At 69.0% G+C, this 15,161-nt stretch carries 10 protein-coding genes; 3 read left to right on the forward strand and 7 right to left on the reverse strand.

What is annotated here, in order from left to right:
• Positions 1–34: 34 nt before the first annotated feature.
• Positions 35–2,125, reverse strand: coding sequence for a gluconolaconase (locus IQ458_RS03545; protein ID WP_203321926.1), 2,091 nt, complete (start codon positions 2,123–2,125; stop codon positions 35–37).
• A 119-nt stretch (positions 2,126–2,244) separates the two neighbouring features.
• On the opposite strand from IQ458_RS03545, the gene IQ458_RS03550 reads away from it, so the two are divergent.
• Positions 2,245–2,892 (forward strand): DUF998 domain-containing protein, encoded by a 648-nt coding sequence (locus tag IQ458_RS03550; protein ID WP_203321927.1) that lies wholly within the window; start codon positions 2,245–2,247, stop codon positions 2,890–2,892.
• Between the two features lies 1 nt (position 2,893).
• Here the strand turns inward: IQ458_RS03550 and IQ458_RS03555 are convergent, their stop codons facing one another.
• The 4 genes from IQ458_RS03555 to IQ458_RS03570 form a co-directional block, all read right to left on the reverse strand.
• Entirely contained in the window at positions 2,894–4,855 is a 1,962-nt protein-coding gene (locus IQ458_RS03555) for an alpha/beta hydrolase family protein (RefSeq protein ID WP_425504626.1), read from the reverse strand.
• Between the two features lie 387 nt (positions 4,856–5,242).
• Positions 5,243–6,172, reverse strand: coding sequence for a polysaccharide deacetylase family protein (locus IQ458_RS03560; RefSeq protein WP_203321967.1), 930 nt, complete (start codon positions 6,170–6,172; stop codon positions 5,243–5,245).
• A 164-nt stretch (positions 6,173–6,336) separates the two neighbouring features.
• Positions 6,337–7,179 (reverse strand): arylamine N-acetyltransferase family protein, encoded by an 843-nt coding sequence (locus IQ458_RS03565; protein ID WP_203321928.1) that lies wholly within the window; start codon positions 7,177–7,179, stop codon positions 6,337–6,339.
• A 153-nt stretch (positions 7,180–7,332) separates the two neighbouring features.
• Positions 7,333–7,524 (reverse strand): hypothetical protein, encoded by a 192-nt coding sequence (locus tag IQ458_RS03570; protein WP_183640605.1) that lies wholly within the window; start codon positions 7,522–7,524, stop codon positions 7,333–7,335.
• Positions 7,525–7,750: 226 nt separating this feature from the next.
• Here IQ458_RS03570 and IQ458_RS03575 point away from each other — a divergent pair, with 226 nt between their 5' ends.
• Positions 7,751–10,852: a discoidin domain-containing protein gene (locus IQ458_RS03575; protein WP_203321929.1), complete on the forward strand. Its 3,102-nt coding sequence runs from the start codon at positions 7,751–7,753 to the stop codon at positions 10,850–10,852.
• Positions 10,853–11,160: 308 nt separating this feature from the next.
• Here the strand turns inward: IQ458_RS03575 and IQ458_RS03580 are convergent, their stop codons facing one another.
• The gene (locus tag IQ458_RS03580; RefSeq protein WP_328805067.1) at positions 11,161–12,357 is read right to left on the reverse strand and encodes a serine hydrolase domain-containing protein; all 1,197 of its coding nucleotides are present in this window, start codon (positions 12,355–12,357) and stop codon (positions 11,161–11,163) included.
• Between the two features lie 232 nt (positions 12,358–12,589).
• Here IQ458_RS03580 and IQ458_RS03585 point away from each other — a divergent pair, with 232 nt between their 5' ends.
• On the forward strand, positions 12,590–13,696 hold the full coding sequence (locus IQ458_RS03585; RefSeq protein ID WP_203321931.1) for a DNA glycosylase AlkZ-like family protein: 1,107 nt from the start codon (positions 12,590–12,592) through the stop codon (positions 13,694–13,696).
• 100 nt (positions 13,697–13,796) lie between these two features.
• Here the strand turns inward: IQ458_RS03585 and IQ458_RS03590 are convergent, their stop codons facing one another.
• Positions 13,797–14,816, reverse strand: coding sequence for a hypothetical protein (locus IQ458_RS03590; RefSeq protein WP_203321932.1), 1,020 nt, complete (start codon positions 14,814–14,816; stop codon positions 13,797–13,799).
• Between the last annotated feature and the right edge of the window lie 345 nt (positions 14,817–15,161).

Consider the following 15,161-nt stretch of genomic DNA (forward strand, 5'->3'; position numbering starts at 1 on the left):
TGCGCGCACGAGCCGGCTGTGCGCAGACATCGGTCTAGCGCAGCAGGATCCGCAGATCGCGGTTGGCGGCGGCGGCGTTGCCGCTGTAGTCCAGTGCGGTGATCCGGATCAGGTACTCGCCGGCGGGCAGTTCCGTGGGTTGCCACGCTCCGGCTTCCACCACGCCATCGCGGATCCGGTTGGTCACCACGTACTGGAAGCGGGTGATGGCGCTGCCGTGCACGGTGATGCCGCTGTCCGGCGCGTAGGCGAGCATCACCGCGTCCGGATCCGGCGGCATGCGGTTGAACTCGATGTTCATTCGCGGCGCCTCGTGGCCGGGCAGGGGCCTGCCTTCGGCGTCCAGCAGCTGGTAGCCCAGCGCGTACAGCCCCAGCCGGCGGCGCGGCAGGTTGCGATCGACCTGATCCCAGGCTTCGGCCACGATCTGCACACCGGACAGTTCGCGCGGCACGATCAGCCGGCCGCCTTCCTTTTCGGTCAGTGGCTGGCCCAGGGTATCGAGCAGGTGGATGCCGTCGATGCGCGGTGGCTGGTGATCGGCATAGCCGGCGAAACCCAGTGCGATCGCGTTGCGCTCGTAACCGCTGGCGCCGACGCTCAGGTGCACGTGCGCCATCGGATTGATGGTGCCCAGCACGTCGCCGGCGTGGAAGCGGGTGCCGCGCCGGACCCGGATGCGTTCGGGCTGGCCGGCTTCGTCCATCAGCAACTGGAAGCGCGGATCGGTCACCTCCCCGCGCGCGCTCCGGCCCACCCGCATGTGGATGTAGGCCAGCATGTCCAGCCCCATCCCCTCGCCCTGCCCGCCATGTCCCCACGCGGCATAGGGGCTGCTGACCTTGCCGTCGGCGATCGCCAGCACCGGCTGGCCGATGTCGCCGCGGATGTCCAGCCCGCTGTGCAGGTGGTCGCGGTTTTCCTTGCGGAAATTGCCGCGCACTTCGCCCAGCGTGCCGACCACTTCGTGCCAGCCGTCCTGCGGATGCAGCGGCCAGCGTCCCTGCGTGTCCGGCAGCGGCGCGTGCGGAGCGGGACCGGCGACCGGGGGCGGCGGCGTGGCGGTACGCGGCGCGATGCGGTGCACACGGTAACCGGTGGCATCGGTGGCGTGCAGCACGCCGCGCCCATCCAGCGCCAGACCAGCCGGGCGCGAGAGACGCTCCTGCTGCGCCAGCCCGGTGATCACGCGGATATGGCCGTCGGTGGCGATCTGGAGGATGCGGCCGCCGCTCATTTCCGACACATACAACACGCCGTCGCGGGTGATCGCCAGCGCCAGCGGACGGCCGATGCCGGTGGATCCATCCGGCCACCAGGTCCTGGCGGTGCCGACCACGCCATCGGCGGTGACATGGCGGATTGCGTTGTTGCGCAGATCGGCCACCCACAACACCCCCTGCCGATCGATCGCCAGCGCGGTGGGCGTGTCGAAACGCGCCGCCGCTCCCACGCCGTCGACGAAGCCGGGATACCCGCCACCGGCCAGCGTGGTGACCTGGCCGTCAGGCGAGATCACCCGGATACGGTCGTTGTAGGTGTCGGCGACGTACACCCGTCCCCGCGCATCCACCGCCACGCCGGTCGGTCCGTCGAACCTCGCCTGCGCGGCCGCGCCGTCGCGATGGCCGGCGGTGCCGTCGCCGGCCAGCGTGCTGACGATGCCCTGCGGCGTGATCCGGCGGATGGCGTGGTTGCCGGTGTCGGCGACATACAGATTGCCGGCGCGATCCAGCGCCAGTCCGGACGGCGTGTGGAACGCCGCCGCGGTGCCCGCGCCGTCGCGGAATCCCTCCCCCGAACCGGCCAAGGTCGCCACCTGCCCGTCGCGGCCGATCCGGCGGATGCGGTTGTTGTCGCCGCCATCGGCCACGTAGACGGTGCCGTCGCCCGCCATCGCGATTCCGTAGGGATCGGCGAAGCGCGCGGCGGCCGGCGGGCCGTCGCGATCACCCCGGATGCCGTCGCCGGCAATCAATTCGAGCTGCGCGGCCCAGCCCAACGGCGTCGGTGCAGGTCCGACGCGCGGCTTCACCGCGGGTGCGAAGGGATCGAAGAAGAACGTGGCCGCCAGGGCCAGGGCAGTCAGGCCGATGACCAGACCCAACCAGGTTTTGCGCGTCATGCCGGTACGGGCTCCTGTCGAACGGCGCGGCAGCCATCGTGGCGCGGCGGTCGTGGCGATGGTCACATTCTTGCATGCGCCGACGCCCTCGTCCGCCGGGATCGCTAACATCACGGTCCATGTCTTCCGACCCCGTCCACGACGCCGCCCTCCCTGTCACCGCACCCACCTGGCCGCGCCGGCTCGCCACCGCGACACAGGTGACGTGCCTCGTGTTCCTGGCGATGGCATCGCTGCTGCAATTCCTGCGTACGGATCTGGACTGGCAACGCACGCCGCTGAGTTTCTATCTGGTCGGTCCACACGGTCCGCTGCTGCAGGCGGCATACCTGTTGCTGGCATCGGGATTGATCGGACTGGGCGTGTCGGCGTATCGCAGCGGCGCGGCGCAGGCCCGCAGCGCGGCTCCGCTGCTGCTGTTCGTGGTGGCCGGCGTCGCGCTGGCGATCACGGCGTTGGCGCAAACGCCTTTTCCCGGACGTCCATTGACCTTGCAGGGCCTGGTGCACGGACTCGCGGCGCAGACCGCGTTCCTGTGCGTCACCGTGGCGATGCTGTTGCAGGCCTGGCGCTGGCGTGCCGATCCGGGCTTCCGGCACCGCTTCGCGCCCGCGTTCTGGCTGGCGGTGCTGTGTTTCCTCGCGCTGTGGACACACGTGCTGGTCCGCGATCTGCCGAGGGGCGCCAGCCAGAAGGCCGTCATCGCGCTGATCGGCCTGTGGCTGGTGCTGGCAGCCGGCTGGGTGGGTCGCGACCGGCGCGGATGATTCAGCGCGCGGTCTTGCCGCCCAGGTGGCGCGAGAGGAAGGCCAGCAGGCGCGTGTAGTACTCACGCCGGTGCTCTTCGGTATAGAAACCGTGGCCTTCGGTCTTGTAGTACAGGGTTTCCACCGGCACGCCGGCCTGCTTCAACGCTTTCTCCATGCGCTCGGAATGCGCGAGCGGCGCGCGCTCGTCGCGTCCGCCGGCGGCGAGGAACACCGGTGCCTTGATGCGCGCGGCCAGGGTGGTGGGCGAGCGCTCGGCCAGGCCTTCGGGCGGCCCCATCCACTCGCCCGCCCAGGTCTTGCCCGAACGGCTGCGGTTGGATTGGCGCCTGTGCATCAGGCGCAGGTCGTACACGCCGACGTAACCGGCCGCGCAGCGGTACAGGTCCGGTTCCCGGGCCGCGCCCATCAACGCCGCGTAGCCGCCATAGCTGCCGCCGTAGATGCAGATGCGCGCGGGATCGGCGATGCGCTGTTCGATGGCCCAACGGGTGGCGTCGGTGAGGTCGTCCTGCATCCGGCCACCCCACTCGCGCGCACCGGCCTGCACGTGCGCGCGTCCGTAGTTGCCGGAACCGCGATAGTTGACCCGCAGGACCGCGTAACCGGCCTCGGCGAGCATCTGTGCCTCGCTGTCGAATCCCCATTCGTCGAAGATGCCGAACGGGCCACCATGCGGAAGCAGCACCATTGGCGCCTGCGCCGCGGCGTTGCGCGGCAGGGTGAGGTAGCCATGCAACGGCAGGCCATCCCGCGCCTTCATCTGCACCAGGCGGGTGGGCAGGACCACCGCGGGATCAAACCATTCGCGGGTGGAGAACACCCGGTCCGCCTTCTTCTCGACGGTGTCGAACAGGAAGTAGTCGCCGTGGTTGCGGTCACTCCACACGAACAGCAGCGCCAGCCGGCCATCCGCGGTGATCGAGGTCATGTGGACGCCATGCCCCGGGAACGCGCGTTCCAGCGCGCGGTAGAACCGCGCGGTCTTGCCCTTTTCGTCGAAGAAGGCGTTGCGGACGCCCTCATGCACATAGGACACGCCAATCGGGGTTCGTCCATCGACGTCGTAGAGCGTGCGGAAGGGGTCCACGACGCGGTCGCGCAACAGCTCGGTATATGTGCCGTCGGCCGGATTCCAGGCGACAACCGCGTCCGGGCCGTTCTTCTGCTCCACCTGCAGATAGGCGGTGCCGCCGTCGGCCGAGAATCCGAGCGGGAACTCGCGATGCCCGGTCTCGTTCTCGTCGTTGATCAGGCGCCATTCGGCCCGGTCCCCGTCGCGATAGTAGAGCCGGCTGGCGTTGTCCACGTCGGCGCCGTGCGCGAAGCGGACCACGCCCGCCCGGTCGGTGGTGAAATCCGCCCGCCGCACCGGCGCGGTCGCCACGGTGATTCGCCGTCGCGTGTAGATGTCGAGCCGGTCGATCGAGATGTAGGGATCGGTTGTCAGCGGCATCGCGGCAACCAGCACGTTGCGCTCGTCATCCGGCAGGGTGTCGGTGAGAAAGACCGCGCGCGGCGGGCCGGGCGTGTCCGTACGGCTGCCGATCTCGCCGGTACCGAACGGACTGGCCAGCAGGCGCGCGCCGCTGCCGTCGGCATTCACCGCATGCAGTTGGCCAAGCACCGACGGTTGGTCGCGTGAACCCAGCTTTTCGGCCATGGATACGACCACGCGCTCGTTGTTGGCCCACCAGAAATCGTCCACCACCGAATCGCGATCGCCGCCAATCTTGGCGGTGACCGCGCGATCCGAGCGCCGGATGATCGCCAGCACGGTGCGATCCTCGAGCGGCACGGTGACCGCGTAGTAGTCCCCGCTGGGGGAGATCTTGATCCGTTCGAACTGATCCGGCCGCAGATACGGCGCCAGATCCACGTTGGTGCCCGCATCGCTCCCCTGCGCCCACGCCGCCATCGGCACCAGGCACAACAACAACCCACCCCAAGTCCGCTTGCGCATTCCGATTCCGAATCCCTGGCAGTCCTCCGCATGCCCCGTGCATGCGCCTCCCCGGGGCGCATCGTCGCAGTTGGCACGCTTTCCGTCCACGGTCGGGCCGGGTCAACAACTGACGTGACGCGGCGTCGGCGTCACCTCCGCTGCTGGCCGCCGCTTGTCGCATGTCGTTGAAAAGGCGGAATTTCCTGCAATGGCACGAAGCCTGCGTATTTCCAGGCGTGGGGATGGAGAGGTGCGGGACGCAGGGAGGAGCAAGGGCTGGTGCGATCCCGTTGGGGAACGGGGCGTGATGTCCGGCGGAGGCCGGATGACAGGGGGCCAGCCTGATCGGAGCACGGCCGTACAGGGGCGGCCGTGGCTCCGCGCGAATTCCGGTCGAAGGCGTGCCTATTCGCCGTCCACGCCCGCCAGATCCATCACCCACTTGGGCACCGCAGGCTCGCCGGCGTAGAAGGTCTTCGGTTTCTTTTCGGCCATCGCCCAGCGGTGCAGCCAGCTCGGGCCGAAGCGTCCGTCATAGCCTTCCTCGCCGCGCCGGTAGGCGGGATCGCGCAGGGCTTGTTCCAGCGTCACGAAGGTGTAGCCGCGACGACGGGCGCCGTCGATCAGTCCGGCGAACGCGACCGCGTTGAGTTCGTTGGCATGCATCAGCCAGACCTGCGGCAATGCATAGCCCAGCAATGCCTGTGACTGCTGTTCGTAGTAGTCGAGCTTGTTGAGCATGTAGGGCACGTAGCCCTTGCGCAGGCGTTCGAGCGTGGCGTCGCGATCGGTGCTGGCGGTCCGCGCCACCACGTTGGCGTAGGCAAAGGCCCAGACCCATTCGCCGTTGTCGACCGTGACCGGGGCGACGCGATAACCATGCGTGCCAAGGAACGCCGTCAACGCGGCGCGGTCGGCCGGCGTGCGGCCCGCGCGCAGGTAGGGATGGCGGAACCAGCGCGGCGCCTTGCCCTGTTCGGCCAGCAGCGGGCGCAGCACGCGTTCGCCCTTGAGGATGTTCTCCTCGAACGCGGGCAAACCGACTTCGTGCAGATCCACGTGATCGAAGGTGTGGTTGCCCAGTTCATGGCCGGCGTCGCGCCAGTCGCGCAGCATCCGCAGGCGTTCGGGCTGCACCACGCCGTCCACTTCCAGCTTGCCCTCGTTGACGAAGCCCACCACCGGCACGTCCGCCTTGCGCAGTTGCGCCATCAATCGCGCATGCCATTCCGGCAAATCCGCCACCGGCCTTTCGCCCAGGCGCTGCCAGGGCAGGTCATCGATGGTGACGGCGATGCGGCGATCCGGGGCGGTCGCCGTGGTGGACTCCCGCATGGCCGCCGGTTCGGCGGTGCGTGCCGTGCAGGACAACGCGCAGGACAACAGGACGAACATGGCACAGCACAGGTGGATCGCGCGCATCGGCACCGCCCGGAAAGAAGGATGGCGCCGAGCTTATCCCGTGCCGGGTCATCGCCGCCTGTGCCGGCGGCCGGTGTTCATGCCGTGGCCACCGCCGGCGCCAGCAGCCGTTCGATCTTCGAATGCAGATCGGGATGCGCGGGCACGCGCAGGCCGAACTCGCGATGCAGCACCTGGATCACCGCATCCGCACCGGCCAGTGCATGGCGCTCGCTGGCGGCGCCCATCCGGTGGATCGCGAAGCTGCCCCCCTTGAGGGTCTTGCGCCAGCCCGGGCCGGTGCGCGCCACCCGCAGTTGATCGCGGAACGTCGAATCCGGATGGGTGGACACGTACCAGTTGCCCACCACGAAATCGATGTCGGCCTGTCGCTGCAGGTCGAATGCGTACAGCGGCCGCCACTCCCCGGCCACCCGCGCGCGTAGGGTGTACTGGCCTTCGCCGGATTCCAGCCGATAGACCTCGTGCGGCGTGGACTGCGCCTCGGTGCTTTCCAGTTGCAGCGGCGCGGTGGGCACCATGCCGCCGAAGCCGACATCGGTGATCCACGACTCGCCATCGATTTCCACCAGCACCAGCATGTGGGTGCGCGCGGGAACGATGTCGGCCGCGCCGTCCATCAGCACCCGCCCGGTCAGTCCGCGCGCCTCGAAGCCGAGCCGTTGCAGCAGGGCCAGGAACAGGCGGTTGAGCTCGAAACAGTAGCCGCCGCGACCTTCGAACAGCAGTTTGCGTTCCAGTGCCGGCAGGTCCAGCGGCACCGGCAGGCGCAGCAGGGTCGAAAGCGTCTCGAAGGGAAACTCGGCGGTGTGCCGCTGCTGCAATTCGCGCAAGGTCTCCAGCGTGGGCGGCGGCGCGGCGGCATGACCGAGCCGTTGCAGGTAGGGATAGGCGTGCTGCAGGGTCGGGATCATGGGCATGGCGGGGATCGGGGGGAATGCCACTGTGCGCCCTCAAGCCCGCTTGAGGTCAAGGCCGCCCGGCGACCGCGCCCATCCGCGGTCGCCCGTCCGCCCGTCCGCCCGTCCGCCCGGTCGCCGCGCGAGCGGGCGTTTCAGGCTGCCGCACCCACGCTATCGCGCCTGTCGGAACCGCCAGCCGTAATTGTTGCCCGGCAGGACCGGCAGGGTGTTGCGATAGGCGCGCATGCGTTCCTCATTGGTCGGGGCCGTTGGAACCGCGTGGCGCGCGGGATGCTGCAGCGAAAGGAACGCCAGCGGCCCCAGGGTGGCCCGCATGGCGCGGATGAAGTCCGAATCGTTCATGGCGCACCTGCCTCTGTCGTGGCGATGGCGCACCTGGTGCGGACGGGGAAGGAACCGCCCGCAGGCCGGTGCTTCGATCGGAACAACGCGGCGGCCCGCGGGGAACGGCCAGCGGCGCCAGCGACCGGGCGATGCCGCACCGCAACTCGCATGTAAACGTTTACATCACTAGTATCCGGGCATCCGCGGGGTCCCGCGGCCTCCCCGCCACGCTCGAGGGCTCGCGATGTCCGGTTCCACCGTTGTCCGCCGCACCCGCCTCACCCTTCGCCACGGACTGGCCCTGACCGCCCTGCTCGGGCTTCCGCTGGCGCAGGCCCAGCAGCCGCTGCCGCCGCGCGCCGAATGGAAGGCCAGCAGCTCCTCCACGACCAATCCGGCCATGGCCCCGGCGATGGGCGTCGACGGCAATCCCAAGACCTACTGGGGCGGGCCGTTCTCGGCCGGCCACTGGTACCAGGTGGATCTGGGCCGCACCACGCCGGTGGGCGGCGTCCTCATCCGGTGGGAAGGCGGCTTCGCCACCCACTACCTGATCCGCTACTCCAACGATGGCCAGCAATGGCAGGACGCGGTGCGGGTGACCGGCGGCAAGGGCGGCATCGAGTACGTGATGTTCCCGGCGGTGCAGGCCCGCTACCTGCGGCTGGCCGCGCCGGATCGCACGGCCGACTGGGGCGTGTCGGTGGGCGAGTTCGAGCCGGTCGCGCACGCGCCACGCCTGCGGGGCGTCCTGGGCGATGGCGATACCGACGCGCTGTGGATCGGCCGCGCGGCGCGCGTGCTGGACAAGCGTCGGCCGCTGGAAATCGAACTGCCGCGCCCGCTGGCGCTGGCAGGCCTGGAAGTCACCTGGAAAACCCCGCCCGGCCGCGCGCGGCTGGAGGCGCGCGGCGCGGACGGGCGCTGGACGCGGTTGGCCGAGGATCCGAATGTCGAAGGCACTTCTTCCTTTCTCGCCGCACCGGAGGTCCACGAGGCCACCGCGCTGCGGCTGGTGACCGAAGGCGGCGACGGCGCGATCGTGGATCGCCTGCAGTTGCTCGGCCCCAAGCGGCTGATGACACCGATGCGGCGCTACGAGATCGCCGCCACGCGCCGTCATGGCGAGTTGTTCCCGTCGTCGCTGAAACAGCAGCAGGTGTACTGGACCACGGTCGGCATTCCGGCCGGCCTGCAGAAATCGGTGTTCGACGAGTACGGCAACCTGGAAGCGTTCAAGGGCGCGCCGCTGGTGCAGCCGGTCTGGCGCGATCGCAGCGGTCGCGCCGCGGCGGCGTTCAACGCGGATTTGCGCCACAGCCTGCGCGAGGGCTGGATGCCGATGCCGGCGGTGGAATGGTCGCCGCAGCCGGGGCTGTCGCTGCGCAGCGAGGCCATCGCGATCGAACAGGACGGCGCGCCGGTCACCCTGGTCCGGTATCGCCTGCGCAACACCGGTGATCAGCCGGTGGACGGGCAACTCTCGCTGCTGACGCGGCCGATGCAGATCAGTCCGCCATGGCAGAACGGCGGCTTGTCTCCCTTGCATGCCATCGCGGTGGAAGACGATGCGGTGCGGGTGAACGGGCGACGGCTGTTCCAGTCGCTGACGCCGCCCTCGGGTGGGGGCGTATCCGCATTCGGCGCGCACGGTGAAGGCGAGATCACCCGCCACGCGGCGCAGGGCGATGTGCCCGCGCAGCGCAGCGTGGAGGACCCGGATGGCCTGGCCGCGGCGATCCTGCAATATCCGGTGAAGCTGCGGCCCGGCGAGCACCGCGACGTGGTCATCGCGTTCGCGCTGGGCAACACGCGCCTCGACACCCAGGCCCGGCAATGGCCCGACGCGCCCACGCTGGATCGGGCGGCGTTGACCGCCGGCGGCGATCCCGGCGTCGCCTTCGACACGCTGGCCGACACCCTCGCGCAGCAATGGCAATCGCGCCTGGGCCGGATCGGCCTGAGCCTGCCGGACGCCTCGCTGGTGGACATGCTGCGCGCGCAGGCCGCCTACATGCTGATCAACCAGAGCGGCCACGCGATGCAGCCGGGCCCGCGCAACTACAACCGTTCCTTCATCCGCGACGGCGCCGCCACCGCGGCGATCCTGCTGCGCATGGGCATGGGCAGGACCGCCCGCGACTACCTGCAGTGGTATGCGGGCCATGCGGTGCATCCGAACGGGCTGGTCTCGCCGATCCTCAACGACGACGGTTCGGTGAACACCGGCTTCGGCTCGGATCTGGAGCACGACAGCCAGGGCCAGTTCGTCTGGCTGGTCGCGGAAATCGCGCGGCTGGACGGCGGCGCGGCCAGCGTCCGCGACTACCAGGACGAAGTGAAGCGCGCGCTGCGCTTCCTGCAGGAACTGCGCGAACGCACGATGGTGCCCGGTTACCTGGCCGACCGCGAGGCGCCGGAACGCTTCCACGGCATCATCGCGCCCTCGATCAGCCACGAAGGCTACCCGGTGCCGACCCACAGCTACTGGGACGACTACTGGGCGCTGAAGGGCTGGCACGACGGGGCGTGGCTGGCCGAGCAATGGGGCGACCGGGAAACGGCGGTGTGGGCGCGCGAACAATACGCCGCGCTGCGCGATTCGATGTCGGCGTCGATGCGGGCGACGATGAAATGGAAAGGCATCGACTACATTCCGGCTTCCGCCGATCTGGGTGACAGCGATCCCACCAGCGTCTCGATCGGCCTGGATCCGACCGGCCAGCAGGACCTGATGCCGGCCGATGCGCTGGCGCGTACCTTCGCCCGCTACCTGGCCGACGTGCGCAAGCGCACGCCCGATGCGCTGTACGCCTACACGCCGTACGAAATGCGCAACGTGCTGACCTACGTCCACCTGGGACAACCGGCCGAAGCCAACGAACTGCTGCAGGATCTGGTTCGCCATCGCCGTCCCGCCGAGTGGCAGGTGATCGCGGAGGTCGTCTATTCGGATCTGCGCCACGCGATCTACCTGGGCGACATGCCGCATACCTGGATTGGTTCGGAATACGCGCGTTCGATTTTCGGCATGCTGATGTACGAAGCCGACGATCACCTGTCGCTGCTGCCGGGTACGCCTCCGGAGTGGGTCGCGGGCGAAGGTCTGTCGGTCGATGGCCTGCCCACGGCCCATGGCACGCTGAAGATGCGCGCGCGCCGCGAAGGCGGACAGTTGCGTGTTTCGCTGGGCGAGGGACTGCGCGCCGACATGCCCGTCATGGTCAACTGGCCCGGCCGCTCCGCGCCGAAGCAGGTCACCGTCGATGGTCGCCGCGTTCGCGATTTCGACGCCAACGGCGTGCGCCTCGCGCGTCCCTTCAAGGAATTGATCGCGCAATGGTAGAGCCGGGCTTGCCCGGCTGCTGTTGTGCGCCAGACCGGACGCCCCGGGTAGCGGAGCGAGCTCCGCTCTACGAGGTGTAGAGTCGGGCTTGCCCGGCTGCTGTTGCGCGCCAGACCGGATGCTCCGGATAGCGGAGCGAGCTCCGCTCTACGAGGGTGTAGAGCCGGGCTTGCCCGGCTGCTGTTGCGCGCCAGACCGGACGCCCCGGGTAGCGGAGCGAGCTCCGCTCTACGAGGTGTAGAGCCGGGCTTGCCCGGCTGCTGTTTCGTGCCAGACCGGATGCTCCGGGTAGCGGAGCGAGCTCCCCTCTACGGGGTTGCGAGGCGTTCCTCGATGGCCGAGAACGCCGAACGTCCCCCGGCGCGCGCTTCGGGAACGCCGGTGACGAAGTAGGCCACGCCCGTGCCGGTCACCGGATCGACCCAGAGGCCGGACAGCAGGCCATAGGCCGAGCCGGAATGGCCGAAGCGTTCGATGCCATCGCCGAACGGATCGTCGTGGCATCCCTCGCGCGGCGTCGCCAAGGTCTGCACCGCCAATCCGTAGCGACAGAAGAAGCCGCGTCCGCCCTGCCCGCTTTCGTCCTCTTCCGACGTCAGGCCGGTACCGGGTGAATAACGCCACTGCGGTTCCACCAGGGTACGCACCGATTCCGGACGCAACAGGCGGACCCCGTCCACCTCGCCTTCGGACAGCAGCAGGCGGCCGATTTTCGCCAGCCCGTTCGCCGAGATCCGCAGGCCTCCCTGCGGCGAGAACAAGGCGCCGTTGTCGCCGGCCCGCCATCGCGCCAGATCGCAGCTGCCATCAGCGGCAGGGACCACCGGGCATTCCGGCCGGTGCCCGCGATTGTCGTCACGTACCGGCTGGCGGCCCTCGTCATACAGCACCACGGCGCGTGCGGCGGTCGCGTCATCGCAACTGGCCCAGTTGAAGCATCCATCGATATCCAGCGGCAGCAGCACCAGGCGCTGCATCAGTCTGTCGAAACGCTCGCCCGTGGCCTTTTCCATCACCGACGCGACCAACGGAAAATCCAGGTTGGCGTAGCGGAAAAACGTGCCCGGCGCGTGTGCCGGATCCCAGGCGCGCGGATCGGCCAATACATCCTGCAACAAGCCGCCCAACGGCACCTGGTAGTAGCCCGCCGCGTCGGTCAGGCCGGCGCGGTGCGAGAGCAGCAGGCGCAGGGTGATCGGTGTATCGGGGAAAGCCGGGTTGCGCAGCCGCCATCCCAGCCAGCGCGACACGTCGGCATCCAGATCCAGTTGCCCCGCCTCGACCAACCGCATCACTCCGATGGCGGTGACCAGCTTGGATATCGAGGCGATGCGCACCGGATCCGCTGCCGTCACCGCGCGGTTCGCGGCGATGTCGGCCAGCCCGCGCGCATCGGTGGCGGTGATGCCTTCGCGATCGAAGACCACGCGGACGGTGGCGATGGGCTCGTTGGCATGCAACGGCATCGCGGCAAGCAACACCCCAAGCAGAAACCCGGTACGCACCATCATGCTCTCCTGTGAAATCGGGCGGCCCATGCGAGCGGGCCATGCAACGCCTGCCGCGCCATGGGTTGAAGCCTACTGCATCGCCTTCCGGCAGACGACCGCCACGGCGGTGAACCGGAACACCGCGTGGTGGATGGCGCGCCGTTGACGCGGCGCGTCATCGCCAGCACTCGATGCCGTGCGGCGAGTCGCGAACGAAGGCGACGGGCGTCGTGTTCTAATCCACACCATGCCCCCCTCGCCCACCCTCGACGATCTGCGCCGCCATGCGGTGGCGCGCACGCTGTTCACGCCGACCACGCTGCTGACCGCCATCCGCCGCCTGGGCTTCGTGCAGGCCGATCCGATCCGCGCGCCCGCGCGGGCGCAGGACCTGACCCTGCGCCATCGGGTGAAGGACTACCGCGCGGGCGATCTCGAGCGCCGCTACACGCGACTGCCGGTCGAGGAGGATTGCCTGGTCAACTACGGATTCCTGCCGCGCGAGCATCTGGCGCTGATGCATCCCCGGGTGTCGTCACGTCCCTGGGACGCGCAGACGCGCCGCAAGGCGGCCGATGTGCTGGCGTTCGTGCGCGAACGCGGCGCCGTGCATCCACGCGAGGTCGAACAGGCGTTCGCGCATGGCCGGGTGACCAACTACTGGGGCGGCACCAGCAACGCCAGCACCCACCTGCTCGATGGCATGCATTACCGCGGCATGCTGCGCGTGCAGCGTCGCGACAGCGGCACCCGCATCTACACCGCCGCCGAGCATCCGGTCGCCGACGACAGCGAGGCGGCGCGCGTCCAGCGCGCCGCCGCCCTGCTCGATCTGGTCGTGCGCAAGTACGCGCCCTTGCCTTCGGCCAGCCTGACCTACCTGGCGCGGCTGCTGGGCTATGGCGCCCCGCATCTGGCCGCGCAGATCCAGATCGCGCTGCGGCAGGCGCGCGCGCAACTGGCCAGCGGCACCATCGACGGCACCACCTGGTATTGGCCGGCCGATGAGAATCCGTGCTCGCGGCGTTCCCAGGCGGACGAGCGGGTGCGCCTGCTGGCCCCGTTCGATCCGGTTGCCTGGGATCGCCGCCGCTTCGAATTGTTGTGGGGCTGGACCTACAAGTTCGAAGCCTATACGCCGGCGGCCAAGCGTCGTTTCGGTTACTACGCGCTGCCGCTGCTGTGGCGCGATCAGATGGTCGGTTGGGCCAACGTCACCGCGAAGGATGGCCGCTTGCAGCCAAGCTTCGGCTATGCCGATCGTTCTCCGGCGAAAGACCCGGCTTTCCGCCGCGCCCTCGAGGATGAACTGGACGACATGACCCGGTTTCTTGCCGGGCATGCCTCCGCCTGATCGCCAGGGGATGTGCCATCGCCGGGAACGGTGGCGCGGAGCGCCGATGCCAGCCTGACCGCGCAGGCGCCACGATTGTCCACAACGCCGGGGCGCCGAACTACTTCAGGCACGCACCCAACTGGTTCTCCGCATACCACAGCGCGCGCCGCGCCTGGTCGTAGGCCGCGTCGCCACGGCGCGGCAGCATCTGCCGGGCCATGATCGGGTCCGCACCATGGGCCAGTGCGTACTCGACCTGTTCCAGTTCGGTCAGGTGGGTACGGGCGGTAGCCAGCAGTTTCTGCACTTTCGCCGCCTCGCACGAAGCGGCGCGTTTCTGCAACGCTTCCAATGCGGTGCGGATGCGACGGCTGGCTTCGCCCGACAGGCCCGGCACCTTCTCGTGCGCGATGGGCGCCGCCTTGTAGGCATTGCCGGTTTCCGCGCGTCCCAGGTCCGAGGCCTGCTCGTAGGCCTGCGGTTTGAAACCCACCTCCGGCGGCGGCCGCGCCCGTACCGTCTGCCGCTCTTCGCCGAAGATCTTCTTGCCGATCGCCGCCAGGCCATCGCCGAGTTTGCGCGCGGCCTGCTGGCCGAGGGTGCCGTCGCTGGCCCAGGTACCACCGAACGGACTGTCGGGATCGGTTTCGATGGGATTGGGCGGATACAGCAGATCCCGCGCGCGCTTGAGTTCGCGTTCGTTGGGCAGGCCCGGCGGATTGGCCGGAGGCTCGTTCTTCGCCATCGGATCGATGCGTGCCTGTGGCGGCAGCCTGGCCCGGCCCGTGTCGCGGTCGTACAGGCGATCGACGACCCGGTTTTCCTTGGGAACGAGTGTCGCGGTACGCCTAGCTTCCGGCCGCACCATGCTCGCCGGCTCAGGCGTGCGGGGCGACGCGATCGTGTCCGCTGATGGCGTCGTGGCGGCGTCCGGCGATCGGCGAACATCGGCCGGAGGATGCGTGACGGGCGACCAGCGCGGCCGTTCCAGATAGACCACCCGCAGCGAATCATCGTCGCGCGCGGTGGGCAACATGGGTCCTCTCAGCAGCAGCTTGCCAATCAGCAGCAGGATGGCGGCAGCGGTGGCCGCGGCGATGACGCGTGAGGCGGATTCATCGGGATAAGTGAATCTCACGCGATCTACTGCCTTCGGAGCGATGGTGGTCATCCGCTTCAACGCGCGGACAGGATGCCGGTTGACCGATATTGCCTGTGCAAGTTCCCATCATTTGAAGCCCCATGCCGGAACCGGCGCGTCGGCGTTTTACTGATGTTCATGCGCTCACGTCGGCACGATGTTTGTTTTTCGTTTTGCACCCGGCGAATGCCGTACGGCCTGGACGGCATGCGGGAACGATCAAGCCGCCATGCGAAAGCGCGGCGCTGCATCCTGTCCTGTGAAAGCGCACGCGGGATTCATGGATGGCGTGAAAAAGAAAAAAAAGGCGGCCCGTGGGCCGCCTTTTTCATGAAGCCGCTC

Source organism: Pseudoxanthomonas beigongshangi (assembly GCF_016820515.1).
Lineage (GTDB): Bacteria > Pseudomonadota > Gammaproteobacteria > Xanthomonadales > Xanthomonadaceae > Pseudoxanthomonas_A > Pseudoxanthomonas_A beigongshangi.

Coding starts and splice junctions, on each gene's coding strand:
- IQ458_RS03545 (WP_203321926.1), bottom strand. CDS start 2,125: ATGACGCGCAAAACCTGGTTGGGTCTGGTCATCGGCCTGACTGCCCTG.
- IQ458_RS03550 (WP_203321927.1), top strand. CDS start 2,245: ATGTCTTCCGACCCCGTCCACGACGCCGCCCTCCCTGTCACCGCACCC.
- IQ458_RS03555 (WP_425504626.1), bottom strand. CDS start 4,855: ATGCGCAAGCGGACTTGGGGTGGGTTGTTGTTGTGCCTGGTGCCGATG.
- IQ458_RS03560 (WP_203321967.1), bottom strand. CDS start 6,172: ATGCGGGAGTCCACCACGGCGACCGCCCCGGATCGCCGCATCGCCGTC.
- IQ458_RS03565 (WP_203321928.1), bottom strand. CDS start 7,179: ATGCCCATGATCCCGACCCTGCAGCACGCCTATCCCTACCTGCAACGG.
- IQ458_RS03570 (WP_183640605.1), bottom strand. CDS start 7,524: ATGAACGATTCGGACTTCATCCGCGCCATGCGGGCCACCCTGGGGCCG.
- IQ458_RS03575 (WP_203321929.1), top strand. CDS start 7,751: ATGTCCGGTTCCACCGTTGTCCGCCGCACCCGCCTCACCCTTCGCCAC.
- IQ458_RS03585 (WP_203321931.1), top strand. CDS start 12,590: ATGCCCCCCTCGCCCACCCTCGACGATCTGCGCCGCCATGCGGTGGCG.